The organism is Lapillicoccus sp. (assembly GCF_046595215.1).
In the GTDB taxonomy this organism is placed as follows: Bacteria; Actinomycetota; Actinomycetes; order Actinomycetales; family Dermatophilaceae; genus Lapillicoccus.
The window spans coordinates 34,641-61,591 of sequence record NZ_JBKJPP010000219.1 but is presented as its reverse complement, the minus strand read 5'-3'; the positions used below and the strand labels follow the sequence as shown (position 1 = coordinate 61,591).

Sequence of the window (26,951 nt, the reverse complement as noted above, 5' to 3'; positions counted from 1 at the left end):
TACCTGTGTCTGTCGACACGACTTTCGCCGACCTCGGCGTGCCCTCTTCCCTCACCACGATCCTGGCCGACCTCGGGATCACCGTCCCGACGCCCATCCAGGCCGCGACCCTCCCGGACTCGCTGTCCGGGCGTGACGTCCTCGGCCGCGGGCGCACCGGCTCGGGCAAGACCTACGCCTTCCTCCTGCCCCTGATGACCCGGCTCTCGCAGAGCAAGGCGCCTCGCACGGCTCGACGCCCGAGGGCGCTGATCCTCGCGCCGACCCGTGAGCTCGTCACCCAGATCGACACCGCCATGGCCCCCCTGGCCAAGGCCCTCGGGCTGCGCACCCTGACCATCTTCGGAGGCGTCGGCCAGAACCCGCAGGTCTCCGGACTGCGTGCCGGCGTCGACGTCGTCGTCGCCTGCCCCGGCCGCCTCGAGGACCTCATGGGTCAGCGTCACGTCGACCTCGGCGCGGTCGAGATCACCATCCTCGACGAGGCCGACCACATGGCCGACCTCGGCTTCCTGCCCGGCGTGCGGCGCATCATGGACACGACGCCCCGCGACGGACAGCGGCTGCTGTTCTCCGCCACGCTGGACGCCGGCGTCAACGTCATCGTCAAGCGTTTCCTCACCGATCCCGTGACGCACCACGCGGACTCGGCCCAGTCACCGATCTCGACCATGGCGCACCACGTGCTGCACGTCAGCCACGACGCCCGCCTGCCCGTGCTGCTCGACCTGACCGCGGCCCCCGGTCGCAAGGTCGTCTTCACCCGCACGAAGCACGGGGCCAAGAAGCTCGCCAAGCACCTCAACGCCTCCGGCGTCCCGGCGGTCGAGCTGCACGGCAACCTCAGCCAGAACGCGCGCACCCGCAACATGGACCAGTTCCACAGCGGGGCAGCGAAAACCCTTGTCGCCACTGACATCGCGGCCCGAGGGATCCACGTCGACGACATCGAGATCGTCATCCACGCCGACCCGCCGGTCGAGCACAAGGCCTACCTCCACCGCTCCGGTCGCACGGCTCGCGCCGGCGCCGAGGGCAAGGTCGTCACGCTGATGACCGACGACCAGGTCGGCGACGTCCGCGACCTGACCCGCAAGGCCGGCATCAAGGCCACGACGACGCGCATCACCGCGACGCACCCGTTCCTGCGGGAGCTCGCACCCGGCGAGCGCAGCTTCAGCGGCGGCCTGGCGACCGCGGTCGACGACTCCCGTGGCGGCGGTCGTCCCCGCGGTGGGTCCGGCTCCTCCGGTGCCCAGGGTCGTCCCGGCGCCCGCGGCGGCTCTGCTCGCGGCGGCGCACCGCGTGGGGGCACCGGTGGCGCACGCGGAGGTTCCGGTCGCGGCGAGCCCGTGGGCGGCGGCCGTGGCGCCGGCCGCAGCGCTGCGCCCTCCACCTCCGGGGGAGGCAACCGCAAGGCCGGCGGCCAGGGCGGCCCCCGCGGCTCGGGTGGCCGTGGCGCCGGCTCGGCCTCGGTCTACAGCACCTCGTCGTCAGGCGCCGGTGGCGCTGCCTCGTTCTCCGCCGGCTCCCGCGGCGGCCGGAGCCGCTGACGGACCCCGCTCACCTCGGTCCTGGCCCGGCACCCTCGTGGTGCCGGGCCATCGCTGTGCCCGCTTGCACCGAACCTGTGGTGGTGCGTGCGGGTGAGCCGGGCTCACTTGGGACAGTTGGGGCGACAGGCGCGCTGGCCGACGGCGTCGAGGAAGATCTGCTGCACCTGCTCGGCCCTGTCTGCGTGATAGGCCGTGCCGCCCGACGCCGCGCTGATCATGGCGAGGGCTGCGTCGTCGCTCTGCGCTCCGAAGGCGATGGTGATGACCGGGACCGGTTTGGCCGACTGCCGCTGCGCGGTGAGCAGCGACACCAGCTGCTGCAGCGTCGGTCCCACGGTGTTGGTGTCCTTGCCGTCCGACAGGAGCACCACGGCGTTGATCCGCCCTCGCTCCCAGTGAGCCTGCATCTCCTGCACCGCCGCGGACGTCGTGGCGTAGAGCGCCGTGTCCCCGCCGGGGACGGGTGCGATCTTCATGACGGCCGCGGCCAGTGCGGCGCGCGCGCCGCCCGCCCCGCCGAGCTGGGCGATCGGCACCACCTCACGGTAGTCGGCGCCCCCGCCGATCTTCTGCGAGAAGACCCATAGCCCGGCTTCGGTGCTGTCGGGGTAGAGCCCGAGGCCACGCGCTGCAGCCTGCCCGGCGATGGTGAGCCGCGACGGTCCCGGGCTGCCGGGCCCCCCCACTCCCCATCCCATGGAGCCCGAGACGTCGACGACGGCCAGCAGCCTCGCGTCGAGCGGGGCCTTCTTCAGGGCAGCGTCGGCCTGGTCGAGCGATGCCGCAGCCAAGGGCGCCGGTCTGACCACGTGCGCCCCGTCCACGCGCGGGTCGCTGGCCAGGGCGGTTCCGGCGACTCCGGCGGCGTCCCGCAGGCCGGTGGCCCTGATGGTCTGCTGACCCCCTTCGCCCGAGAGCAGGTCGAACACGCGCCCCGCCCGCTGGACGGCCACCGCATCGCCGGCCAGCACGGCATACGGGAAGTCGAAGGTGACGCCGCCCGCGTAGATCGCCACGAGCCCCGAGAGGTGGCCGGCGTTGTTCGCGGCCCACACGTCACGCTCGGACACCGGCACGGCCAGCGGGTCGGCGGAGGCGAGGGCGGCGAGGGGGTCGGCCCCCGTGGCGCTGCCGGCCCGGGCACCGCGGACCAGGTCGGTGAGCGCCGCCTGCGCGTCGGCGCCACCCGCTGATGACGTCAGCGCGAGTATGCCGCCCACCCGGGCGGGTGACAGCCGCTCCGTGGGAAGGGTGAGGCTGACGGGCCTGACCAACCGGGAGGTCGGCACGATGTCCTGGACCTGGAGCCGGGTCCCGCCGTGAGGCAGGCCCTTTGCGACATCGCCCGAGATGGCGAGGACCAGCGGGCTGCTCGCGACGGAGGGCGCCTTCGTCACGGCGGCGAGCCGCACGACCCCCGCCCGGTCGAGCCAGAGTGAGGAGTCGGGGACCCAGACGTCGGGCACCACGCCACCTGCTGCCAGGGCCGCGAGCTCGACGTCGGGGGCCACTGACTCGACGCTGACCCGGAAGCACTCCTGTCCGGGCAACGCCAGGGTCTGCTGGGCGACCTCGGCGACTGCCGCCGCGATCGCCGGGGCGGCAGCCACGCGCAGCCCCGGCCCCTCGGCGACGCAGGCGGCGGGAGCCGGGGCGGGCGGCGCCCCGGAGGCCCGGACCGCGAAGGTCTCGAGACCCAGGGCGGCCAGGCCGAGGACGAGACACACGATCACGCCCGTGCGCGACGACTTGCGCACCGACGGGGTCTCGTACTCCGGCGGGTCCACGTCCTCCTGCGGGTCCATGTGGTCACCGGCCCACTGCGCGGGCACGGGCGACCGCAGCGGGACCGCTTGTCGACGTGATGGCGCTCACGGGGGGCTCCTCGGGTGGACGTCTGTCGGGACGTCTATGAGGACGGACCAGCCCCACACCGTGATACATCGGTCCCGCCACCCGGCCCTGGACGCGCTCGCCGCCCTGTCGCGTGGGCAACAGGGCGGCGAGCGGTGCGGTCGGGCTTGGCGCCCTACGACGTCAGACGGACACCGGCTGCTTCTGGTCGGTCGCTTCCTTCTGCTCGGTCTCTTCCTTGTTTCCGGGGGGACCGACCACCATCGAGCGGTAGCTCTCGATGATGTCCATGAACTCCCGGTGCTCCTGCGGCGGGACGCCCACATGGTAGAGCGTGGCGGCGATCTCGCCGGAGACGATGTCGAACTCGAACTCGCTCACGTTGAGGTGCGCGTGAGACTCCCGCATGTCCCGACCCGGGTAGCACTTGGGCCCCCCGGTCTGCTCAATGGACCATGCGGTGACCAGGTACTTGAAACCCGCATGGCCCTTCTCCAGGTGAAAGGCCTGGACGTTGGCGTTCTGGTTGGCCGACGCGTTGTCGTACAACCGGTCGACGAGGACGTCGACCGCGCCAGCGATGCCGTAGGTGCCCCCCAGACGCTCGTACAGCGAGGGGTTGTGTGCTGTGTCGCTCATGACGGTTCTCCTTGTGAGGTGGTGGACGGGGTCTCAGGTCTGACATCAAGGGGGCGCGGATCGCCGTCCGACTCGGCCGCCGGGTCGAGGTCGGCACCCATCCGCCGGATCAGGTGGTGGAGCTCGTCCCGGAGCCCGTGCAGCTCGGGGGGGCACAGCCGCGTCGCGTCGACGACGGCGAGCTGGGCCCTTGCGGCGGCCTGCTCGAGCTCGACCCCGCTCGCCGTCAGGTGCACGCGGAAGACGCGACGGTCGGCCGTGTCCTGGCACCGGATCACGAGAGTGGCCTCCTCCAGACGGCGCAGGAGGGGGCTGATCGCGTGCGGGGCGAGCGCGAGCCGAGCGGCGATCTCGTGCACGGGGAGCTCGTCGTCCTCCCAGAGGACCATCATCACCAGGTACTGCGGATAGGTCAGCCCGATCTCCTCGAGGAGCGGGCGGTAGGCGCGCGTGACCGAGTTGGTCGCGGCATACAGGGCGAAGCACAGCTGGTCGTCCAGCCGCAGTTTCAACGGGCTGCTCATGTGCACCGCGCTCCTCCGTGAGTGCTCGGATAGTAGCTCACGCGTGAGGGACCTTGTCAATGGTCTGCCATCCGACGTCCCCCGTCCGGCGCAACCTCGTCAAACACGACCGCAGCGGTCGGTTTGTCACCTATTATTCACTTATATAGCGGTGGGGGATCGTGGGCCGGTCGACGACACGGGTACTAAGACCATTGTCGGATGTTGGTCATACCCACGTGTTGGACACGATGGGCTCCGTTCATCTGCTCGACATCCGAAGTTCCCCCGAATGAGCCGAGAGATTCGATTATGAGCCGCTACCTCTTCTCCTCGCACGACGGGTACGGCCTGGGCCATGTCCGTCGCAACGTCCTCATCGCCCGCGAGGTGGCGCGTTGCGACCCGGACGCCCAGATCACCCTCGTGACCGGTGTCTCCAGGCGGCCGATCTGGCTGCAGGACCCTCGGTTCACCGTCGTGGCCGTCCCCCCGCTGCTCAAGAACGCGCAGGGTGAGTACGACAACCCCGGTCTGGGCCTTCGCGCCGCCGTCGCCGAACGCTCGCGCATCTTCGCCAACACCGTGGCCGACCTGCGCCCCGACGTCGTCGTGGTCGACCGTCACCCGTACGGCACCGCTGGCGAGCTCCGGCCGGGACTGGTCGCCGCGCGACGCCATGGCGCCACGATCCTGCTCGGACTGCGAGACGTCATCGACGATGTCGCCACCGTGCGGCGGGAGCTGGGGGGCCAGGGCTGGGAGGGTGTCAACCGTCTCTTCGACGAGGTCCTCGTCTTCGGCAATCCCCTGCTGTGCGATCACGAACGCGAGTACGGGCTGGCGATCAGACCGACCTACTGCGGCTGGGTCGTCGAGGCCCCGGCGCGGCAGGTCCGGGCCGACAACCTCGTCGTCATCAGTGCCGGTGGCGGCGGCGACGGCGAGACCGTCTTTCGCCTCGGCGTGGAGGCGTTGCGGCGGCGCCCGCACCTGAGCGGCATCGTCGCCGCCGGGCCCTACACCGGTGAGTGGGCGCACCAGAGCATGCATGGTGACTCCGACCTCGCCGCCCGGGTGCAGCTGAGCCGTGACACCGGATCGACCGTGCAGCTCTTCGCCGGGGCCGGTGCCGTGGTGCAGATGTGCGGATACAACAGCACGGTCGAGGCCCTTTCGGCCGGGGTACGGGCCGTGCTGATCCCGCGGCGCTCGCCCCGACGCGAGCAGGCGATCCGGGCCAGTCGGCTGGCGTCGCTCGGGCTCGCTGACGTGGTTGACGAGTCGGCCTCGCCGGACGAGGTGGCCTGGTTGCTGGACCAGCCCCGGCTCCTGCCCGACGGGGCATGCGAACGTGCCGGGATCTCCCTGGACGGGGCCAACTTCGCCGCCCGGATGCTCACGTCCCGGGCCCTGGCGGCCGTCGCATGATCGCCACCATCCGCTGCCTGCGTCCGTTCGCGCGCCAGCACCGCCGAGCCCTCACCACCGGTGGTCTGCTGGCGGTCCTCGAGGTGCTCGTGAACCTCGCGCAACCGTGGCCGGTCTCCCTGCTGGTCGGCAGTGTCCTCACGAAATCCGGGTCAGCGCCGACCATGTCGCCCACGATGGCGGTGGGCGCCGCGGTCGGCTCGCTCCTGCTGATCTACGTCCTGGCGGCCATCGTCAACTACTGGTCCACGCGGCTGTTGTCCTCGACCGGGCTCCGGATGGCCGCGGACGTCCGGGTCGAGGTCTACGCGCACCTCCAGCGCCAGTCGCTGGCCTTCCACGCCGGCCAGCGGGTCGGCGACCTCACCGCCCGGGTCACCTCCGACGTCGACCGGATGCAGGACCTGCTCGTCCAGAGCCTGTCCGTCCTGATCCCCAATGCGATGCTCGTGCTCGGCATGGGCACGGTGATGCTGATCCTCGACCCGACCTTCGCGCTCGTGGCCTTCACCGCGACCCCCGTCATGGCGGTGGTCATCTTCCGGTCCACCCGCGCGCTCAAACGGGCGGCCCGTCGGGCCCGCACCGCTGACGGGCAGGTCGCCGCCGCCGCGGCGGAGGGCCTGTCGGTCATGCCCCTCGTGCAGGCGTGCTCGCTCGAGCCGCGGATGCGCAACCGGATGGAGTCGCTGGCCCTGACCAGCCTGCTGCAGGGGCTCGAGGCCACCCGCCTGCAGGCGCGGTTCAGCCCCGTGGTCGACGTGGCGAGCGCCGCGTCGCTGGCGGTGGTGCTCGCCGTCGGTTCCTGGCGGGTCCTGGACGGCCACATGAGCGTCGCCGTGCTGCTGGTGTTCCTCGGATACGTCTCCAGCCTGTACAAGCCGTTGAAGGCCCTCGCCAAGCTGTCCACGGTGACCTCGAAGGGCACTGCCGCTGCAGAGCGGGTGCTGGACATCCTGGCGATGACGCCCGACGTGCGCAATGCGCCGCACGCCGTCGCCGCAGGGAGCCTCGCCGGCCGGATCGACTTCGAGAACGTCACCTTCAGCTATGGCCGCGAGCCCGTCATCAGCGGTCTCGACCTCCACATCGACCCGGGCGAGACCCTGGCCCTCGTCGGGCGCACCGGCGCCGGCAAGAGCACGATCGCCGCCCTCGTCCCCCGCCTCATGGACCCGCAGGAGGGACGTGTCCTGCTCGACGGCATGGACGTGCGAGGGCTGGAGCTCGAGACCGTCCGCGCGCAGGTCTCCCTCGTGCTCCAGGACTGTGTCCTGCTGCACGGGTCACTGCTGGACAACATCGCCTGCGGGCGCCCCGACGCCACGGAGGAAGCCGTGCGCCGGGCCGCACGCCTTGCCCTCGTCGACGAGTTCGCCGAACGGCTGCCGCTCGGCCTGGACACCCCCGTCGGAGAGCGCGGCGTGAGCCTGTCCGGCGGGCAGCGACAGCGGGTCGCCATCGCGCGGGCCATCCTGCGCGACACCCCGATCCTCATCCTCGACGAGCCGACCAGCGCCCTCGACGTGGAGTCGGAGAGCCTGATCTCGCAGGCCCTCGAACAGCTGCCCAGCGGCAGGACGACGCTGATCATCGCCCACCGGCTCTCGACCGTGCGCCGCGCCGACCGGATCGCGGTCCTGGAAGGCGGTCGGCTCATCGAGGAGGGGGCGCCGGAGCACCTGCTCCGCAGCGGAGGTCACTTCGCCCGGCTCACCGCCACCCAGGGAGCCCTGCGGGTCAACGACCGTGGGCTGCTCCCCCTCGACGGGAGACTGTCGTGACCGACCTTCTCGTGCGCGAAACCGTCGCTGAGGTGCCCGTCACCACTCCACCCGTGTTGTATGTGCTCAAGCGCTTCCCCCGCCTTTCGGAGACCTTCATCCTGCGTGAGGTCCTCGGCCTGGAAGCGGCCGGCGTGCCGGTCCTGGTCGACACGCTGCTGCCGCCGGAGGAGGGGCCCACCCACCCCGAGCTCGCCGCCGTGCACGCCCCCGTGCGCTATGTGTCGCGCCGCCCGAGACTTCGCCAGCAGCAGGTGCTCCGCGCCCACGCCGGCGTCGCTGCCCGGCACCCGCTGCGGTGGGCGGCCCTGGCCGTCCGTGCCCACCACGACGGCACCTGGCGGCGTTTCCTGCAGGCCGGCCTCGTCGCCGCAAGGGTCCGCGACGAGGGCGTGGGCCATGTCCACGCCCACTTCGCCACCGCCGCCTGCGAGGTTGCCACGATGGCTGCCCGTCTCGCCGGCGTCACCTGCTCCGTGACGGCGCATGCCAAGGACATCTACCACCAGGACAACGCTCCCCACCTGGCCCGGCGCCTTGCCGGTGTCGACACCGTCGTCACCGTCTCGTCCCACAACGTGGGCCACCTCGAGCGGGTCCTGACGCGGGCCGGAGGCGCCGCCGAGATCCGCCACATCGCCAACGGCGTCCCGCTCGGCGCCGCCGCCGACCCTGCGGCCAGCATGACGTTGCTGTGCGTTGCGCGCCTCGTCCCGAAGAAGGGCGTCGACCTGCTCGTCACGGCGGCCGCGCAGCTGGTCGGGCAGCACCCGGACCTCAGGGTCGACATCATCGGGGACGGCCCACTGCGGGAGGAGCTGTCCGCGCTGATCGAGCGCCTCGGTCTCGTCGGCCGGGTCCGGCTGCTCGGCCCCGCCACGACCTCAGAGGTCCATGCGGCGATGGCGTCGGCCCGGGCGGTCGTCCTGCCGTGCCGGATCGACGCGGACGGCGACCGGGACGGGATGCCCACCGTGCTGGTCGAGGCGCTGTCGCACGGGGTCCCTGTCGTGTCCACCGATGTCGTGGGCATCGGTGAGCTCGTCATCGACGGCCAGACCGGACTCCTCGTGGGACCGGAGGACACCACCGCGCTGGCTGCGGCGCTGGACCGGCTCCTGGTGGAGCCTGCCCTGGCCGCACGGCTCGGCGACGCCGGCCGGGCGCTGGTCCGTCGTCAGTTCCGGCCGGCGGACTCCACCGCCGCTCTCGTCGAGGCCTTCGCCGCCGCCGGGACCAGCACCGGCGCGGGGCACCACTCGTGAGGATCCTCGTGCTCTGCTCCGACACGGGGGTTCGCGTCGGTGACGGAAAGGGTGCCGCCCTGCACCTCAAGGCGATCACCTCGGCCTTCGCCGCCCTGGGCCACGAGACGGAGGTGGTCGGTGTCGCGGCCAACCCGACCGGTCCGCTGGAAGCCTGGGACGTCCCGCAGCACCTGGTGCCCCACCCGGGCCGGGCGCAGGGAGAGCTTCGCGAGCAGCGCAAGCGCGAGGTCGTCGAGCGGGTCGCCGAGCGTGGGCTCGAGGCTGCCGAGCGGCTGCGGCCCCACGTGGTCTACGAGCGGCTCTCGCTCTTCGGCACGGCCGGTTTGCGGGTGGCCGGGACGTGCGCGGCGCGACACGTCGTCGAGGTCAACGCCCTCCTCGCCCGTGAGGAGGCCAGGTGGCGGGGCCTCGAGGGCGTCGACGAGGCCCATGACATCGAGCGCGGGGTGCTTGCCGGCGCGGATCTGAGCGTCGCCGTGAGCGAGGAGGTCGCTGCCCAGGTCCGGCCGCTCACACGGGGAGGTCCCGTGAGCGTGGTCCCGAACGGCGTCGACGTCGACCTGTTCCGCCACCGGCCGGCCCGCGCGTCCGCACGGGCCGAGCTGGATCTTCCGGCGTCGGCCCGTCTCGTGTGCTTCACCGGCTCCCTGCGGCCCTGGCACGGACTGGACAGCGCCATCGACGCGACGGCGATGCTTCCCGAGGACGTCCATCTCGTCGTCGCCGGCGACGGGCCGGTGCGGGCCGAGCTCGAACGGCGTGCGCAAGAGCTGGGGCTGGGCGCGCGGGTGCACTGGCTGGGGCAGGTGGCGCACCACCGCATCCCGCTGGTCCTCGCGGCGTGCGAGGCGGCACTCGCCCCCTACCCGGCCATGCAGGAGTTCGCGTTCTCCCCCCTCAAGCTCTACGAGTACCTCGCGGCCGGCATCCCGGTCGTCGCCAGCTCGATCGGCCAGATCCCGCAGTGTCTGGACGGGGGGCGCTGGGGACGTCTCGTCGCTCCTGGTGACCCCACGGCTCTGGCCGCCGGCATTGCGGACCTCCTGGGAGACCCGCCCGCCTGGGCGGCGCGCGCCGAGCTGGCTAGGGCGCACGCGCTGGCCGAGCACAGCTGGCGCAGCCGCGCCCAACAGGTGCTGGCGGACCTCGATCACGTGCCGAGGGGAGCCCGCCGTGCCCTGGCCGGCTGACCATCCCGTCTCCACCGATCCCGGGCTCTCCCCGTGGGCTGGCGGGATCGACGAGGTGGCGCCGGGGGCGCGCGTCGTCGAGGTGTTGCGCTACCTGCCCGGTCGGCGGGTCGCGACCCTGGTGGAACACGGACGAGAGCTCGCCGTGGTCAAGGTCTTCGCCTCGCCGCGGGCCCGCGGCAACGTCCGGCGGCTTCGCGCGCTGGCCGGCTCTCGGGCCGCGGCATTCGTGCCGAGCGTCCTCGGCTGCGATGCCGCAGGGCACGTGCTGGCGGTCACCTACCGCCACGGCGTCCTGCCCGGAAGCGTGCCCGACGCCGAGTACGCGGCCCATTTCGAGCCGATCGGGGCCGTGCTGCGGCGCCTGCACGACAGCGGTAGCGAGCTCGACCGCCTCTGGGAGTGGGAGCAGGAGGTAGCCCAGCTGCGACGCGGGGCCGTCCCGGCCACCACTGACGTCGTCGAGACCCTCGTGTCCTCGACCCGGTGGCTGAGCGGTGCCGCACTCGTGCCCGCCCACCGGGACTTCCATCCCCGCCAGGTGGTGCTGGGTGCGGATCGCTCGGTGGCCTTCATCGACCTCGATGATGCGGCGATGGCGCCCCGGGGCCTCGACATCGGCAACATGCTCGGCCACCTCGTCCAGGAGCGCGCCACCGGGGCGCGGTCGGTGGCGGCGACAGCGGCCGCCGGCGAGGCGTTCCTGGAAGGCTACGGAGCGTGTGCCGGCATCGATGAGGGCCACGTCACGGCGTGGACGATGCTCACCGTGGTGCGGCTGGCCGGCCTGGCCGAGAGCCGTCACGGTGACACCGCTCAACGCGACACCCTGCTGGGCCACGCCCGTGCTGCGCTGCACCCGCACGGAACGCCCCCGGCAGGGGCCACTATGTTGCGGGGATGACCGACTCGTCCATGCGCAGGGTCCTGGCCCGCGTTCGTGCCGGCAAGCCGATCGACGAGCCGGAGGCGCTGATCCTGCTGGGGGCCCGCGGCGCTGACCTCGAGAGCATCTTCGAGGCGTGCACCCGGGTGCGTGACGCGGCGATGCTGCGGGCCGGTCGTCCGGGGACCGTCTCCTACTCGCGCAAGGTCTTCATCCCGCTGACCCGCCTGTGCCGGGACCGGTGCCACTACTGCACGTTCGTGACGGTCCCGCACCGTCTTCCCGCGGCATACCTCTCCCCCGACGAGGTCCTCGACATCGCCCGGCAGGGTGCGGCGCGGGGCTGCAAGGAGGCGCTGTTCACCCTCGGGGACCGCCCGGAGGACCGCTGGCCCGCAGCGCGGGAATGGCTCGACGCGCACGGCTACGACGACACCCTCGCCTACGTGCGGGCCATGGCCATCCGGGTCCTGGAGGAGACAGGGCTGCTGCCGCACCTCAACCCCGGGGTGATGTCGTGGTCGGACCTGCAGCGCCTGAAGCCGGTCGCCCCGTCCATGGGCATGATGCTCGAGACGACCTCGCAGCGGCTCTTCAGCGAGCCCGGCCAGGCCCATTACGGCTCGCCGGACAAGGACCCCGCGGTGCGCCTGCGGGTGCTCGAGGACGCCGGGCGCGTCGGGGTGCCGTTCACGACGGGGATCCTCGTCGGCATCGGTGAGACCCCGGCCGAGCGACTCGACTCGATCCTGGCGATCCGGAGGGTGGCGCGCGAGTACGGCTCGATCCAGGAGTGCATCGTCCAGAACTTCCGCGCCAAGGACGACACGGCGATGCGGTCGGTGCCGGACGTCGACGAGGAGGAGTACCTCGCAACGATCGCGGTGACCCGCCTGCTCCTCGGCGCGAGCGTCACGGTCCAGGCGCCGCCGAACCTGTCCGAGCCGGACCAGATCGCCCGGCTCCTGGCGGCGGGGGTGGACGACTGGGGCGGGGTCTCCCCCGTGACGCCGGACCACGTCAACCCCGAGCGCCCGTGGCCGCAGATCGGGGACCTGGCCCGGTGGACGGCCCAGTCGGGGCTGCGGCTGCGCGAGCGCCTCACCGCCCACCCCCGCTTCGTCCTCGGGGCGCTGGAGCGGGACGAGGCGTGGATCGACCCGCGCCTGCACGGCCACGTCCGGGCCCTGGCGGACGGCACGGGACTGGCCCGCGAGGGCGGGCGCCCGGCCGGTATGCCGTGGCAGGAGCCCGACGGCGGCATCGCGGCAACCGGCGCCGGCTCCGGACGGGTCGACCTGCACCGGGGCGTCGACGAGCAGGGCCGCACCGGCGACCGGCGGGGTGACTTCGACGAGGTCTACGGCGACTGGCAGCAGGTCGCCACCCGGGTGGACGCCGACGCTGCGTCCGTCGCGCCCGCCCGGCTGGACGCCGACGTCCGCGCCGCCCTGCACCGGGCCCACGACGACCCCGCGGGCTGCAGCGACGACGACTACCTCGCCCTGATCACGGCCGACGGAGCCGGCCTCGACGCCGTGACGGTGCTGGCCGACGAGCTGCGTCGCGACACCGTCGGCGACGACGTGACCTACGTCGTCAACCGCAACATCAACTTCACCAACATCTGTTACGTGGGCTGCCGCTTCTGCGCGTTCGCCCAGCGCCGGACCGACGCCGACGCCTACACCCTCTCGCTCGAGCAGATCGGCCAGCGCGCCGCAGAGGCCCAGGCCCTGGGCGCCACCGAGGTCTGCCTGCAGGGCGGGATCGACCCCTCACTGGGGCGCACGGCATACACGGACATCGTGCGCGCCGTGACGGCCGCCGCCCCCGGCATCCACGTGCATGCCTTCTCTCCCATGGAGATCGCCACCGCTGCCGCCAAGGCCGGCATCCCCGTGCGGGAGTGGCTCACCGAGGTCAAGGAGGCCGGGCTCGGATCGATCCCGGGCACCGCCGCGGAGATCCTGGACGACGAGGTCCGCTGGGTCCTGACCAAGGGCAAGCTCCCCGCCGCCCAGTGGATCGAGGTCGTCGCGGCTGCGCACGAGCTCGGCCTCCCCAGCAGCTCGACGATGATGTACGGCCACGTCGACCACCCCCGGCACTGGGTGGGACACCTGCGCACCCTGGCCACCCTGCAGGACCGCACGGGCGGCTTCACCGAGTTCGTACCGCTGCCGTTCGTGCACACCAACGCCCCGGTCTACCTCGCCGGCATCGCCCGCCCCGGACCCACCCTGCGCGACAACCGGGCCGTCCACGCCGTGGCGAGGATCCTGCTGCACGGGCGCATCCCCAACGTCCAGACCTCGTGGGTCAAGCTCGGCGTCGAGGGCACCCGCGCCATGCTCCGGGGCGGCGCCAACGACGTGGGAGGCACCCTCATGGAGGAGACCATCAGCCGGATGGCCGGCTCCGAGCACGGCTCGGCCAAGACCGTGGCCGAGCTGACGGACATCGCCGCCGGGATCGGGCGCCCGGTCCGGCAGCGCACCACCACGTATGCCGTGGCGCGCTCGCGCTGAGCCTCCTGACCCTCCAGGCCTACGAGTCGTCGCGAGCCGGCTGTTCGGCGAAGGCGGCCACGGCCCCGACGACGGTGACCGCCGGCGCGTGCAGACCCGCCGGCCGCCCGTGCATGGCGACGTGTCCCACGCTCGTCAGGAGCGAGCGCTGACTGGGAAGTCCGGCGTCCATGATGCTCGCCAGCGGGGTGTCGCCGGGCATCCCGGCCTCGACGAGGGCCTGGGCGATCACCGCCAGGGTGTCGACCGCCATGAGCAGGACGAGGGTGGTGCCCCCCCTGGCCAGCGCCGCCCAGTCCAGGGAGCTGCGTGGGTCGCTGGGCACGACGTGACCCGAGACGACGGTGAAGCCCTGGCTCAGGCCGCGGTGGGTGACGGGGATGCCGGCCAGGGCGGGGGCCGCGACCGCCGAGGTCACGCCCGGGACCACCTCGACGGGCACTCCCGCCATCGCGCAGGCGAGCGCCTCTTCCTGTCCCCGGCCGAAGACGAACGGGTCGCCCCCCTTGAGACGCACGACCCGATGGCCGGCCCGGGCGCGATCGACGAGCACCGCGTTGATGTCCTCCTGGGACGTCGATCGGCCGCGGGGGATCTTCGACACGTCGATGATCTCGACGTCGTCCCCGAGCTCGTTGAGCACCGCGAGCGGGGCGAGCCGGTCCACCACCACGACGTCGGCGGAGCGCAGGGCCCGAAGACCGCTCAGCGTCAGCATCCCCTCGTCGCCCGGGCCTCCGCCCACCAGGGTGACGGACCCCCGCTCGAGAGGAGCCCGGTCGCCGTGGTGGACCAGGTCGTCGCTCATGGCTGCATGAGCAGGACCGATGCTCCACACGTGCGCCGCGTCCGCGGCGCCGGCGACGGCGGCATCCGCCTGCGGGTCGCCTGTTGCCGCCACGACGAGCCAGGCCCCCTCGAGGTCCTCCGGCCGGTGGTCCCGGGCGAGCCAGGTGACGACGCCTCGTTGGGCGAGGTCCTCGAGAGCCGCTTCGAGCTGACCGGCGACGATCTCGACCCGAGCGCCCGCGCGCAGGAGCCGGGACACCCGTCGCAGGGCCGGTGGCCCTCCTCCGACCACGACGACCCGGCGCCCCCCGAGTGGCACGGTCAGGGAGAGCTGTCCTGACTCCGTCATCCCTTGTCCGTCACCCCGGCTGCGTCGAACGTCGCCATCTCGCGCAGGATCCGGGCGGCCGACTGCACCAGGGGCACCGCGAGCGCGGCGCCGGACCCCTCGCCCAGTCGCAGGTCGAGGTCGATCAGCGGCTCGAGGCCCAGGTGCGTGAGCGCCACGGACGCACCGGGCTCCGACGAGCGGTGTCCGGCGACCCAGTAGTCCGCGGCGACGGGGGCCAGGGCCGCGGCCACGAGAGCCGACGAGCAGGCGATGACCCCGTCGAGGACGACCGGGGTGCGCAGGGCCGCGGCGCCGATGAGGAACCCCGTGATGGCCGCGTGCTCGAGACCACCGACGGCTGCCAGGGCCGCGATCGGGTCCGACGCAGAGGGGCGGTGCAGGTCCAGGGCACGACGGATGACCGAGATCTTGTGGCTCAGGGTCTCGTCGTCGATCCCGGTGCCCCGGCCGGTGACCTCAGCCACACCGCGCCCGGTGAACGTCGCGATGAGGGCCGCCGACGCGGTCGTGTTCGCGATGCCCATGTCGCCCGCGACGAGCAGCCGGTTGCCCTGCGCCACGAGGTCGCGCGCCACCTCGATGCCGGCCTCGAGGGCCTGGCGCACGTCAGACCGTGTCATTGCCGCCTCGAGCGTCATGTCGGCCGTGCCGAAGCGCACCTTGCGGGCCAGCAGCCCGGGGGCCACCGGCAGGTCCGCGGCGACTCCGACATCGACGACGTTGACCTCCGCACCGATCTGGCGGGCGAAGGCGTTGATCGCGGCGCCCCCCGCGAGGAAGTTGCCGACCATCTGGGCCGTCACCTCCTGCGGCCACGGTGAGACCCCCTGCGCGTGCACGCCGTGGTCGGCGGCGAAGACCGCCACGGCGACCGGCTCCGGCAGCGGCGGGGGGCACGCGGCATACATGCCCGCGAGCCGGGTGCCCAGGCGCTCCAGGACACCGAGGGCGCCACGCGGCTTGGTCAGTCGGCTCTGTCGCTCCTCGGCATCGGCCATGTCGGGCACCGAGGCCGGCTCGACCGCCTCGATGGTCTGCTCCAGCAGGCTCACGGGATCTCCTCCGGGTAGGTGGCGCTCGCCCCACGCGCCGTGGTGGACCGCCCATGACAGGGGGCGGGTGCGGGCCCAGCCGCTCAGGGCGAGCTCGGGTGCGGGCGGGAATCGCTCGACGTGACCGACGCACAGGTAGGCGACGACGTCGAGGTGGTCGGGCAGGTGCAGCTCGCGGGCCAGCTCGTCGGGGTCAAAGAAGCTGACCCAGCCGACCCCGAGGCCCTCGGCGCGGGCTGCGAGCCAGAGGTTCTGGACGGCGAGGGATGTCGAGAAGGGGGCCATCCGCGGGTCGGCGTGGCGGCCCAGGGTGAACGGCCCACCGCGGGTGGGGTCGCAGGTGACGACGATGTTGAGCGGGGTCTGGAGGATCGCCTCGACCTTGAGCCCGTCGAACGCGCGGGCCCGCGGCCTCGGCAACGTCGCGGCGAACGCGTCCCGTTGCGACGCCGCGAGGTGCTGGATGCGGCGCCGCTGCTCGAGGTCGGTGATGAGCAGGAAGTCCCAGGGCTGGCTCAACCCGACGCTCGGAGCCCGGTGCGCGGCGGTGAGGACGCGGGTGAGCACGGCGTCGTCGATCGCCTCCATGGTGAACCCTTGGCGGATGTCGCGCCGGAGCCTGATCACGTCGTGGATCGCCTCGACCGCGGGCTGGGGGAAGGCGTGCGGCGAGATCATCGTGGCTCCTGGGTGGGGGCGCCTAGCGTCGCGCGCAGCGCGTCGATCAGTCGGTCCGTCATCTCAGGTGGGCGCGCGGCAACGCGCAGCCACTCGGGGCCGAGGCCCGGGAACGTGTCACCGCGACGAACGGCAAACCCTCTGTGTCGCATCAGCATCCGTGTCTCGTCGGCATGGTCGTGTCGGGCCAGCACGAACGGTCCGCGCGGAGGTGTGACGACCTCGAGGCCGACGTCCCCCAGGCCACGGACCAGGCGGGCCAACCGCCCCGGCAGCCCGTCACGCACGCTGGACGCGTGCGCCCTGCCCTCGGGGCCGGCGCAGGCCACGGCAGCCACCGTCGCGAGACTGCCCACGGACCACGGCGGTTGGAGCCGGGCCAGCCGCGCGATCAAGGGAGGGTCGGCGACGACATAGCCCACCCTGAGCCCGGCGATGGCGAAGGTCTTCGTGAGGCTCCGCACGACGACCAGACCGGGCGACGAGGCCGCGCGGCGGGTGAGCGAGTGACGCGGGGCACCAGGGGCCTCGACGACGTCCATGAAGGCCTCGTCCACGAGCACCGTTCGCCCCGGACGGACCAGCGCCAGCACCTCGTCCGGCCGGTGCAGCCGCGACGTCGGGTTGGTGGGGTTGCCGACCACGACGAGATCGACGTCGGGCGGCACGCCGACAACGCGCTCACCCAGGCGGAAGCCGTCCTCGGCCGAGAGGAGGAGCCGCTCCACCGGGTGTCCGGAAGCCCGCAGCGCCGCCTCCGGTGCGGTGAACTGCGGGTGGACGACCAGGGGCCGGCGCCACGGCAGCCGGGCGACCAGGGTGAAGGCCTCGGCGGCGCCGGCCACGACGAGGACGCACTCGGCGGGCACTCCGTGGAGGGTGGCGAGAGCAGACCGGGCCGGGCCGGGGTCGGGGTAGTGGGCCAGGTCGCTCACCGCCGACCGGAGCACCTCGACCAGCCATGACGGCGGCTCGGGCTCGGCGACGTTGACCGCGAAGTCCGCCAGCCCGTCGGCGACCTCGACGTCGCCGTGGTGGTCGAGCAGGGCGTGGTCGGGTGGAACCCGGTCCGACTGGACGGCCGGCATCGGCTCACTCGGCGCGGGCACGGGCACGGGCACCCCACTTCCACGCGCCGTAGGCTCCCAGCCACGTCAGGACGAAGGCTCCGGCGATCACGAAGCCGAGCACCTCGAAGTGCTCACCCACGGCGGCGACCGGGGCGAGCACCTCGACCCCGGCGTGCTCGACGAGCAGGCCCGCGAGATAGACGCCGGCGACGAACCCGCCGACAAGCACGGTCATCGCCGTGGTCGCGATGTTGAAGGACAGGGCTCTGGCGGGGTCGCGGTAGCTCCACGAGTAGATCCGGGTCATCAGGAGCGAGTCGGCCGTGTCGAACATCGACATCCCGGCGGCGAAGAGCAGCGGCAGGCTGAGCGCGGCGAGGATCGGCAGTCGCCCCCCGGCGGCGGACGATGCCGACAGGGCCAGCAGTGTGACCTCGCTGGCGGTCTCGAGCCCGAGGCCCATGAGCAGGCCGACGGGATACATGTGCCACGAGTGCCGGATGAGGCCGCGCAGCCGGCCGCCCATGAAGCGGGTCAGCAGTCCTCGCGACAGCAGCGCCTCCTCGACGCCCGCAGCGGCATCCGACCCGCCGCGCCGCAGCTCGCGCCGCAGCCTGACGAGGTTGGCGAGCACCTTGGCGTTGAGGGTGGCGACGAGCATGAGGAACAGCACCGCGACGACGACGGCCACGGTGCCCCCCACCGATCGCACCGACAGGGCGGTGGAGTCCGAGAGGCTCCCCGCGGCGGCCGCCACGAGCAGCGCGAGCACGACGACCACCGTCGAGTGGCCCATGGCGAAGAAGAAGCCGACACCGACGGGGCGTCGTCCACGAAGGAGCATGACCCTGGTCGTGTCGTCGATGGCGGCGATGTGGTCGGCATCGAAGGCATGGCGCATGCCCAGCACGTAGGCCAGGGCGCCGGCGCCCGCGACACCCCCCGCCCCGACGAGGTTGTCGCTGTAGGCGAGGTAGAGGCTGATGCCGCTGACGTGCAGGGCGGCGATCATGCCGAGGATGCCCATGAGTCGGACCCGCTCGGCCCTGCTCCAGGTGCCGGCTCCCGGCCCGACGACGCTCATCGCGCCTCCCCACGGGTGTCCGAGACGCCGATCGCGACCGTCCAGTCGGCTCCGGATCGCTTGTGGCACAACAAATGTGCTCCCGCCGCGAGCACCGCCGCCTCCGCGACCCCCGCTGTGCCGGTGTGACCCCGGACGACGTCGCTCGGGCTCGGCACGTCCATGGCCGCGAGAGCCACGGCACTGTATGCCGTGACGCGGGCTCCCAGCCGCGCCGCGAGCAGGCGCACGCCCGGCTCCCCTGCCCGACGGTCGAGGGTGGCGACCACGTCGACCCGCTCGGCGATCAGGTCGTGCACCCCGAGCTCGGCCCGGACCAGGGCCACGAGCTCCTCGGGGTCGGCGCCCCTGCGACCCCCCACCCCGACGACGACGCGCCCGAGTCGCTCTCCCTGCTCCCTCATGCCGCACTCCCTCTGGTTGCTCACGCCGCGCTCCCCCGGGCGGCCGCGGCGGCCGCGGCGGCCTCGACGAAGCGACGGGCCAGTCGGGGGTGCCCGGCCCAGTGCACGTGGAGGTAGGACGCGTGGACGCGGCCATCGACGAACCCCTCCCGCACCGTCTCGCCGGTCGACCCGACCCACCCCCAGGCGCCCTGCTCGGCGCCGGGCCCCAGGTCGGGCGTGATCACCGTCCGGTGGAACTCGTGCCCGGTCACGCGCTCCCCCACCCTGGCCAGCACGCTGTCCGACAGCGCCACGGCCGTGCGGTAGCCAAGGGTGAGGCGCGAACCCATGGCCGCGGTGAACGGCAGCACCCCACACATCGGCTCGTCCTCGATCGCGGTGCCGAGATAGAGCAGCCCGGCGCACTCGGCCGCGACCGCCCCGCCCCCGACCACGAAGGCCTGGATGGCCCGCCGAAGAGAGGCGTTCTGGGACAACACGTGTGCGTGGGCCTCGGGGAAACCGCCGCCGATGACGAGTCCGGACACGCCCGAGGGGAGCTCGCGGTCGTGGACCGGGTCGAAGCCGACCACCTCGGCGCCCGCGGCCGTGAGCAGCTCGGTGGTCTCCGCGTAGCCGAAGGTGAAGGCGACGCCGCCTGCCACGGCAATCCGTGGCCCGTCGGCCACGGGTCCGCCCACCGCCCGGGTCGGGGACCACGGCTCCACGTCGAGGTCCGGCGCTCGGCGCGCGAGGGCGACGACGGCCTCGAGGTCGACGTGCCCGGCGATGAGGGTCGCCAGCGCGTCGACCGCGCCCGTCGCCTGCTGGCGGCGCTCGGCCGCGGGGACGAGCCCCAGGTGTCGACTCGGGACGACGACGTCGGGCCGGCGCGGCACGCACCCGAGGACGGGGACGCCGGTGCTTTCGACGCCCTCCCGTGCCTCGGCCTCGTGGCGTGCCGAGGCGACGTTGTTGAGGATCACCCCGGCGACCTGCACGTCGGGGTCGAAGTGCGCGAAGCCGTGGACGACCGCCCCGACGCTGCGGGCGGTCGAGCTGCAGTCGACCACGAGCACGACCGGCGCCCCGACGAGCCGCGCGACGTGGGCGGTGGAGCTGTGTCCGCGGGTGCCGATGGCCCCGTCGAACAGGCCCATGACGCCCTCGATCACCGCCACGTCCGCAGGCTCGGGGGTGAGGGCCCCGTGCACGAGCAGCGGGGCGACGAGTGCCTCGGACTGCAGGTGCGGGTCCAGGTTGCGCCCGGGCCGGCCCGCCGCGACGGCGTGGTAGCCGGGGTCGATGTAGTCGGGTCCGACCTTGTGAGGAGACACGGCATACCCCACTGCGCGCAGCGCCGCCATGAGGCCCGTCGCGATCATCGTCTTGCCGTGGCCGGAGGCCGGGGCCGCGATGACGACCCGGGGCAGGGTCACCATTCGATGCCCCGCTGGCCCTTGGCGCCCGTGTCCATGGGGTGCTTGACCTTCGTCATCTCCGTGACGAGGTCGGCCACCTCGATGAGCGCCGGGTGGGCCCGTCGGCCGGTGATGACGACGTGCTGGTGCCCTGGGCGGGCGCGGAGGGTCTCGACGACCTCGTCCACGTCGACCCAGCCCCACGCCATGGGGTAGGTGAACTCGTCGAGGATGTAGAGGTCGTGGGCCTGTTCGGCGAGACGACGCTTGATCTCGTGCCATCCCTGCAGGGCCGCCTCCGCGTGGTCCTGGTCGCTGCCCGGCTTGCGGGCCCAGCTCCAGCCCTCACCCATTTTGTGCCACTGCACCGGACCACCGATCCCCTTCTCGGAGTGCAGCTCCCCCAGTGCCTTGAAGGCGTTCTCCTCGCCCACCTTCCACTTCGCCGACTTGACGAACTGGAAGACCGCGGTGTCCCACCCCTGGTTCCAGCCGCGCAGGCCCAGGCCGAACGCTGCGGTGGACTTGCCCTTCATGTCGCCGGTGTGGACGATCAGCAGTGGCCGGTTGCGGCGCTGCCTGGTGGTGAGCCCGTCCCGGGGGACGCTCTCCGGTTGACCCTGCGGCATCAGGCCACTCCCCTCTGCGGGTGCTCGTTCGTGACGGCCCGGACGGCCCGGACCAGGGTGTGGGCCGCAAGGTCGTCGAGCTCGAGGCACCGGGCACCGAGTGCGCCGGCCATGGTCCGGGCCAGACCGAGTCGCACGACCGCCCGGGGGTCCTCGCAGTCGACGACGACCCACTCACCGTCGCGGCGCGACGCCTCCGCCGCGGCCTCGAGGGCCCTGGCGAGCGCGTCGGGACCGGCGTTCGCCCGGCCGTCCGTCATGAGCAGCACCAGGGCCCGCCGGTGAGGGTCGCGGGCGCGTTCGCGACGGACGAGGTCGGTTGCCGCGGCGATGCCCTCGGCCAGCGGCGTGCGGCCGCCGGTGGCCACCCGGGTGAGGAGCCGTTCGGCGAGCTCGACGCTCGAGGTGGGCGGCAGGACGACGTGCGCGGACCGGTCGCCGAAGGTGAGCACCGCCACCTTGTCGCGACGCTGGTAGGCGTCGAGCAGCAGGGAGACCACCGCGGTCTTGACCTCACGGACGCGCCGGGCCGCCCCCATCGACCCTGACGTGTCGACGACGAAGACGACGAGGTTGCCCTCCTTTCCGTGGCGCAGGCTGCGTCGCAGGTCCGTCGCGGACAGGGCGATCCGCCCGAGCTCGCCCGGTCCGTCCCCGCCGGGTCGCGAGCCTGCGGTGCGGGTCGCTGCCGTGCGGGTTGCTGCGGTGCGGGTCGCTGCGGCGAGGACGGTGCCCATGAGCGAAAGTCCCTGTCCCCGGGCGTCATCCAGACCCACGGGACGCACATGGCGACCAACGGCCGTGATGGCGGCCGACCGACGACCGACGACCCCCCGACCGGCACGATCGAGGCGCAGGAGGTGAGCGGCATACGGTGTGCCGGTGGGCTCACCCTGAGTCTCGGCCCCGCGCCCCCGAGCCTGCTGCGGGGACCCGTCGTGCGCGTCGCACGACTGGGGCGTCTCGGGTGGCGTCTGTCCCTTGGGCACCGTCTCGGCCTCGGACGCCGGCTCCCCCTCGGACGCCGGCTCCCCCTCGGACGCCGGCTCCCCCTCGGACGACGTCTCAGCCTCGGGTGCTGGGCCGCCGACCGGGCCGTCCGCCTCCGGATCCGGGGAGGCCGGCGGTTCGGGACCCTCGGGAGGCGTGGCCGGCACCATCTCGTCGAGGAGGTCGTCGAGGCCGCGGGCACTGGAGTCGCTGCTGTCGAACGGGTTGCGGCGGCGGCGGTGGGGCAGCGCGAGCCGCGCTGCCACCCGGATGTCGTCGTTCGAGACGACATCCCGCCCGCACCAGGCCGCATGGGCCACGGCGCACCTCGCCACGACGAGGTCGCCACGCAGCCCGTCGAGGTCGTAGGCGGCGCACAACGACGCGATGCTGACCACGGCGCTGTCGGGCAGGTCGACCGACCCGACGCCGTCCCGTGCGTCGCTGAGCCGCCGCGCCAGCGCCTCGTCGCTGTCGGCGTAGTCGGCCGCGAAGGCCCGGGGGTCCGCCTCGTAGGCCAGCCGGCGGCGCACCACCTGCACGCGGGCGGCCGGGTCGCGGTCGGCGGCGACCTCGACGGTGAGACCGAAACGGTCGAGCAGCTGGGGGCGCAGGTCGCCCTCCTCGGGGTTCATCGTGCCGACGAGGACGAAGCGTGCGGCGTGCGTCACGGAGACGCTCTCCCGCTCGATCCGGGCGCGCCCCATGGCGGCGGCGTCGAGCAGCGTGTCGACGAGGTGGTCGGGCAGGAGGTTGACCTCGTCGACGTAGAGGATCCCGCGGTGGGCCCGGGCGAGCAGGCCGGGGTCGAAGGCGACGCGACCGGTGGAGACCAGCCGGTCGAGGTGGAGCGAGCCGACGAGACGGTCCTCGCTCGCGCCGACGGGGAGCTCGACGAGGCGCACCGGCCGATCCACCGCGGCTCCCGCCCCCGAGGTCACGCTCGGGTGCGGCGCATCCGGGCACCCCGGGTCGGGTGCGAGCGGGTCGCAGCTGAACCGGCACCCCTCGACCACGCTCACGGGTGGCAGGACCGACGCGAGGCCGCGGACCATCGTCGACTTCGCCGTGCCTTTCTCACCGCGCACCAGGACGCCGCCGATGGCCGGCGAGACGACGGCGAGGCACAGAGCCAGGGACAGGTCGTCCATGCCGACGACCGCCGTGAAGGGATAGCTCACCGTGTCGTGGTTCATCGCTCTCCCCCCTCGAGGTCGCCCTCGACGTCGAGGTAGACCTGCTGCAGTCGCGCGACCACGTCCGGGTCGGGCTCGGCCCACAGGCCGCGCGAGGTCGCCTCGAGGAGTCGCTCGACCATGCCGTGCAGGGCCCAGGGGTTCGCCTGCTGGAGGAACTCGCGGTTCGTCTCGTCGAAGACGTACTCCTGCGTGAGCCGCTCATACATCCAGTCGTCGACGACCCCCGTCGTCGCGTCGTAGCCGAAGAGGTAGTCCACCGTCGCGGCCATCTCGAACGCGCCCTTGTAGCCGTGCCTCCGCATCGCCTCCATCCATCGGGGGTTGACCACGCGGGCGCGGAACACCCGGGAGGTCTCCTCGTGCAGGCTGCGGGTGCGGACCGACTCGGGACGGGTGCTGTCGCCGATGTAGGCCGCGGGCGAGGTCCCGGTCAGCGCCCGCACCGCCGCGACCATCCCCCCGTGGTACTGGAAGTAGTCGTCGGAGTCGGCGATGTCGTGCTCACGGGTGTCGGTGTTCTTGGCGGCCACCGCGATCCGCCGGTATGCCGTCTCCATCTCCTCCCGCGCGGGCTGGCCGTCCAGCCCGCGCCCGTAGGCGTAACCACCCCAGACCGTGTAGACCTCGGCCAGGTCGGCGTCGGTGCGCCAGTCGCGCGAGTCGATGAGCTGGAGCAGCCCGGCGCCATAGGTGCCGGGGCGGGACCCGAAGATCCGGGTGGTCGCCCGCCGGCGGTCGCCGTGCTCGGCGAGGTCGGCCTGGACGTGGGCTCGGACATGGTTGTCCTCCGGGCCCTCGTCGAGGTCGGCTGCGAGGTTCACGGCGTCGTCGAGCATGGCCACCACGTGCGGGAAGGCGTCGCGAAAGAAGCCCGAGATGCGCAGCGTGACGTCCACCCGCGGGCGACCGAGCTCGTCGGCGCGGATCGGCTCGAGGCCGGTGACCCGCCGTGACGCCTCGTCCCAGAGAGGTCGGACCCCGAGCAGGGCCAGCGCCTCGGCGATGTCGTCACCGGCGGTGCGCATGGCGGAGGTGCCCCACAGGGACAGACCCACCGAGCTGGGCCAGGTCCCCGTCTCGGCACGGTGCCGCTCGAGGAGGGAGTCGGCGAGGAGCTGGCCGGTCACCCACGCGAGCTGGCTGGGGATGGCCTTGGGGTCGACGGAGTAGAAGTTGCGTCCGGTGGGCAGGACGCTGACGAGGCCACGCAGGGGCGAGCCGCTCGGCCCGGCCTCGACGAAGCCGCCGCGCAGGGCCCGGATGGTGTTGTCCAGCTCCTGCGGGGTCGCCGCGAGCCTCGGCACCACCTGGGTCACGGCGAAGTCGAGCACCTCGCGCACCGCGCCCGCCTGGTGCGCCGGGACGAGGCTGACGGCCTTGTCGACGGCGGCGTCGTTCCAGTCGCCGGCGTCGAGGGCCTCGACGAGCTCCCTGGCCCGCTCCTCGGCGAGGTCGACGCTGGCCCGCTCGTGCTCGGACTCGTCCAGCCCCAGGGCCTCGCGCAGGCCGGGAACGCTGACGCTCCCGCCGAAGATCTGCCGGGCCCGCAGGATCGCCAGGACCAGGTCGACGCGCGGTCCACCGGTGGGCGCCTGACCGAAGACGTGCAGCCCGTCGCGGATCTGGGAGTCCTTGATCTCGCACAGCCACCCGTCGACGTGCATGATCATGTCGTCGAAGCGCTCATCCTCGGGACGGTCGGACAGGCCGAGGTCGTGGTCCAGCTTGGCGGCCTGCATCAGGGTCCAGATCTGCCCGCGGATCGCCGGCAGCTTGGCCGGGTCGAGGGCCGCGATGCTCGCGTGCTCGTCGAGGAGCTGCTCAAGCCGGGCGATGTCGCCATAGCTCTCCGCCCGCGCCATCGGCGGCACGAGGTGGTCGATGATCACCGCGTGGGCGCGCCGCTTTGCCTGGGTCCCCTCGCCGGGGTCGTTGACGAGGAACGGGTAGATGAGGGGGAGGTTACCGAGCGCCGCGTCCGGGCCGCAGCCGGCGGAGAGCCCGGCGTTCTTGCCGGGCAGCCACTCGAGGTTGCCGTGCTTGCCCAGGTGGATGACCGCGTCGGCGCCGAACCCCCCGTCCGCCCGGGCGGACCCGATCCACCGGTATGCCGCGAGGTAGTGGTGCGAGGGCGGCAGGTCGGGGTCGTGGTAGATGGCGATGGGGTTCTCACCGAACCCCCGCGGCGGCTGCACGAGGACGAGCACGTTGCCCGCGCGCAACGCCGCGAGGACGAGGTCACCCTCGGGGTTGCGGCTCCGGTCGACGTAGAGCTCGCCCGGCGGCGGACCCCAGTGGCGTTCGACGTCCTCACGAAGGGAGCGCGGCAGGGCGGCATACCAGCGGCGGTAGTCGGCGGCGGGGATGCGCACCGGGTTGGACGCGAGCTGCCCCTCGGTGAGCCAGTTCTCGTCGTAACCGCCGGCCTCGATGAGCGCGTGGATGAGGTCGTCACCGGCGCCCGTCGCCAGGCCCGGCAGGGCGTCCGGCCCCTCGGCCGGACCCACGTCCCACCCCTCGTCACGCATCCGACCGAGCAGCGCCATGGCACTCGCCGAGGTGTCGAGGCCGACCGCGTTGCCGATCCGGGCGTGCTTGGTGGGATAGGCCGACAGGACCAGGGCCACCCGGTGGTCCGCCGGGGCGACGTGCCTCAGCCGGCCATGCGCGACCGCGATGCCCGCGACGCGGGCAGACCGCTCGATATCGGGCGTGTAGGCGGGCAGCCCGTCGGCGTCGATCTCCTTGAACGAGAACGGAACCGTGATGATCCGGCCGTCGAACTCCGGGACCGCGACCTGCGTCGCGGCATCCAGGGGAGAGAGTCCCTCGCTGCCGGCCTCCCACGTCGCCCGCGACCCCGTCAGGCACAGGGCCTGCAGGATCGGGCGGTCCAGGGCGGCCAGTGCCCCTGCGTCCCAGGCGCTCTCGTCGCCCCCGGCCTGGGCGTCCGCCGGCCGGGTGCCACCCGCCGCGAGGACGGTGGTGACGATGGAGTCGGCCTCGGCCAGCGCGGCGAGCAGCTCGGGCGTGGTGTCGCGCAGGGAAGCGCACCAGATCGGCAGCGCCCGACCCCCGGCGACCTCGATCTGTCGGCAGAGGGCGTCGACGAAGGCGGTGTTGCCGCTCAGGTGGTGGGCCCGGTAGTAGAGCACCGCGACGCTCGGGCGGGGCCCGTCGGGACCGGCGGCCGCGGCCCGCTCCAGCCCTTCCAGCCGTTCCAGCCGTCCCCAGGACGGGGCGGGGGCGGGCGCCTCGAAGCCCACTCCCGTGAGCAGCACGGTGTCGGACAGGAACGCCGCGAGCCGGGCGAGGTTCTCCGGACCGCCGTGGGCGAGGTAGGCGTGGGCCTGCGCAGCGATCCCTGCCGGCACCGTCGACAGGGCCATGAGGTCGGCGTCGGGAGCCTGCTCGCCGGTGAGGACGACGACCGGTCGCCGGCCGGCCAGGAGCAGCCCGAGACCCTCTGCCCAGGCCCGCCGTCCACCAAGGAGCCGCACCACCACGAGGTCGACGCCCTCGAGGAGCGTGGGCAGGTCGCCGGCGTGCATCCGTGAGGGGTTGTCGTAACGCCACGGGACCGGGCCGCGGGCCGAGCGGGCACTCATGAGATCGGTGTCAGAGGTCGACAGCAGGAGCAGCAACGCGTGCTCTCTTCC

19 protein-coding genes are annotated in these 26,951 nt (G+C 73.0%); 7 read left to right on the top strand and 12 right to left on the bottom strand.

Going from position 1 to position 26,951, the window contains the following annotated elements; all coding sequences use genetic code 11:
* Positions 1 to 5 precede the first annotated feature (5 nt).
* Positions 6 to 1,553, top strand: coding sequence for a DEAD/DEAH box helicase (locus ACLL9L_RS19160; RefSeq protein WP_411286248.1), 1,548 nt, complete (start codon positions 6 to 8; stop codon positions 1,551 to 1,553).
* A 104-nt stretch (positions 1,554 to 1,657) separates the two neighbouring features.
* On the opposite strand, the gene ACLL9L_RS19155 is transcribed toward ACLL9L_RS19160, so the two are convergent.
* From ACLL9L_RS19155 to ACLL9L_RS19145, 3 genes are all read right to left on the bottom strand, one after another.
* Positions 1,658 to 3,361 carry a VWA domain-containing protein gene (locus ACLL9L_RS19155; protein ID WP_411286247.1) on the bottom strand — a complete coding sequence of 568 codons (1,704 nt, stop codon included), beginning with the start codon at positions 3,359 to 3,361 and terminating at the stop codon, positions 1,658 to 1,660.
* A gap of 232 nt (positions 3,362 to 3,593) precedes the next feature.
* Complete coding sequence (locus ACLL9L_RS19150) at positions 3,594 to 4,049, bottom strand: group I truncated hemoglobin (protein ID WP_411286246.1); 456 nt, start codon at positions 4,047 to 4,049, stop codon at positions 3,594 to 3,596.
* A complete protein-coding gene (locus ACLL9L_RS19145) occupies positions 4,046 to 4,573 on the bottom strand; it encodes a MarR family winged helix-turn-helix transcriptional regulator (RefSeq protein WP_411286245.1) in 528 nt (175 codons plus the stop codon). The genes ACLL9L_RS19150 and ACLL9L_RS19145 overlap by 4 nt, the downstream gene beginning before the upstream one ends.
* Positions 4,574 to 4,864: 291 nt before the next feature.
* Between ACLL9L_RS19145 and ACLL9L_RS19140 the strand changes: the two genes are divergently transcribed.
* The 6 genes from ACLL9L_RS19140 to ACLL9L_RS19115 are packed head-to-tail and all read left to right on the top strand — an operon-like array spanning position 4,865 to position 13,642.
* Positions 4,865 to 5,983, top strand: coding sequence for a glycosyltransferase family protein (locus tag ACLL9L_RS19140; RefSeq protein ID WP_411286244.1), 1,119 nt, complete (start codon positions 4,865 to 4,867; stop codon positions 5,981 to 5,983).
* A complete protein-coding gene (locus tag ACLL9L_RS19135) occupies positions 5,980 to 7,767 on the top strand; it encodes an ABC transporter ATP-binding protein (RefSeq protein ID WP_411286243.1) in 1,788 nt (595 codons plus the stop codon). The genes ACLL9L_RS19140 and ACLL9L_RS19135 overlap by 4 nt, the downstream gene beginning before the upstream one ends.
* A complete protein-coding gene (locus ACLL9L_RS19130) occupies positions 7,764 to 9,032 on the top strand; it encodes a glycosyltransferase (RefSeq protein WP_411286242.1) in 1,269 nt (422 codons plus the stop codon). Before ACLL9L_RS19135 ends, ACLL9L_RS19130 begins: the two co-directional genes overlap by 4 nt.
* A complete protein-coding gene (locus tag ACLL9L_RS19125) occupies positions 9,029 to 10,225 on the top strand; it encodes a glycosyltransferase (RefSeq protein WP_411286241.1) in 1,197 nt (398 codons plus the stop codon). The genes ACLL9L_RS19130 and ACLL9L_RS19125 overlap by 4 nt, the downstream gene beginning before the upstream one ends.
* The gene (locus tag ACLL9L_RS19120; protein WP_411286240.1) at positions 10,209 to 11,129 is read left to right on the top strand and encodes a phosphotransferase; all 921 of its coding nucleotides are present in this window, start codon (positions 10,209 to 10,211) and stop codon (positions 11,127 to 11,129) included. Before ACLL9L_RS19125 ends, ACLL9L_RS19120 begins: the two co-directional genes overlap by 17 nt.
* Complete coding sequence (locus ACLL9L_RS19115; RefSeq protein ID WP_411286239.1) at positions 11,126 to 13,642, top strand: bifunctional FO biosynthesis protein CofGH; 2,517 nt, start codon at positions 11,126 to 11,128, stop codon at positions 13,640 to 13,642. The genes ACLL9L_RS19120 and ACLL9L_RS19115 overlap by 4 nt, the downstream gene beginning before the upstream one ends.
* A 19-nt stretch (positions 13,643 to 13,661) precedes the next feature.
* On the opposite strand, the gene cobA is transcribed toward ACLL9L_RS19115, so the two are convergent.
* The 9 genes from cobA to cobN are packed head-to-tail and all read right to left on the bottom strand — an operon-like array spanning position 13,662 to position 26,900.
* Positions 13,662 to 14,780, bottom strand: coding sequence for a uroporphyrinogen-III C-methyltransferase (cobA, locus tag ACLL9L_RS19110; RefSeq protein WP_411286238.1), 1,119 nt, complete (start codon positions 14,778 to 14,780; stop codon positions 13,662 to 13,664).
* Positions 14,777 to 16,513: a nicotinate-nucleotide--dimethylbenzimidazole phosphoribosyltransferase gene (gene cobT, locus ACLL9L_RS19105; protein ID WP_411286237.1), complete on the bottom strand. Its 1,737-nt coding sequence runs from the start codon at positions 16,511 to 16,513 to the stop codon at positions 14,777 to 14,779. The genes cobA and cobT overlap by 4 nt, the downstream gene beginning before the upstream one ends.
* Entirely contained in the window at positions 16,510 to 17,601 is a 1,092-nt protein-coding gene (cobC, locus tag ACLL9L_RS19100) for an Rv2231c family pyridoxal phosphate-dependent protein CobC (protein WP_411286236.1), read from the bottom strand. The genes cobT and cobC overlap by 4 nt, the downstream gene beginning before the upstream one ends.
* Before the next feature lie 4 nt (positions 17,602 to 17,605).
* On the bottom strand, positions 17,606 to 18,667 hold the full coding sequence (locus tag ACLL9L_RS19095) for a HoxN/HupN/NixA family nickel/cobalt transporter (protein WP_411286235.1): 1,062 nt from the start codon (positions 18,665 to 18,667) through the stop codon (positions 17,606 to 17,608).
* Entirely contained in the window at positions 18,664 to 19,071 is a 408-nt protein-coding gene (locus tag ACLL9L_RS19090) for a cobalamin biosynthesis protein (protein WP_411286234.1), read from the bottom strand. Before ACLL9L_RS19090 ends, ACLL9L_RS19095 begins: the two co-directional genes overlap by 4 nt.
* Before the next feature lie 20 nt (positions 19,072 to 19,091).
* Positions 19,092 to 20,495: a cobyrinate a,c-diamide synthase gene (locus ACLL9L_RS19085; RefSeq protein WP_411286233.1), complete on the bottom strand. Its 1,404-nt coding sequence runs from the start codon at positions 20,493 to 20,495 to the stop codon at positions 19,092 to 19,094.
* Positions 20,489 to 21,103, bottom strand: a complete 615-nt coding sequence (gene cobO / locus ACLL9L_RS19080) for a cob(I)yrinic acid a,c-diamide adenosyltransferase (RefSeq protein WP_411286232.1) — start codon at positions 21,101 to 21,103, stop codon at positions 20,489 to 20,491. The genes ACLL9L_RS19085 and cobO overlap by 7 nt, the downstream gene beginning before the upstream one ends.
* Positions 21,103 to 23,289: a VWA domain-containing protein gene (locus ACLL9L_RS19075; RefSeq protein ID WP_411286231.1), complete on the bottom strand. Its 2,187-nt coding sequence runs from the start codon at positions 23,287 to 23,289 to the stop codon at positions 21,103 to 21,105. Before ACLL9L_RS19075 ends, cobO begins: the two co-directional genes overlap by 1 nt.
* The gene (gene cobN / locus ACLL9L_RS19070) at positions 23,286 to 26,900 is read right to left on the bottom strand and encodes a cobaltochelatase subunit CobN (RefSeq protein WP_411286230.1); all 3,615 of its coding nucleotides are present in this window, start codon (positions 26,898 to 26,900) and stop codon (positions 23,286 to 23,288) included. The genes ACLL9L_RS19075 and cobN overlap by 4 nt, the downstream gene beginning before the upstream one ends.
* Between the last annotated feature and the right edge of the window lie 51 nt (positions 26,901 to 26,951).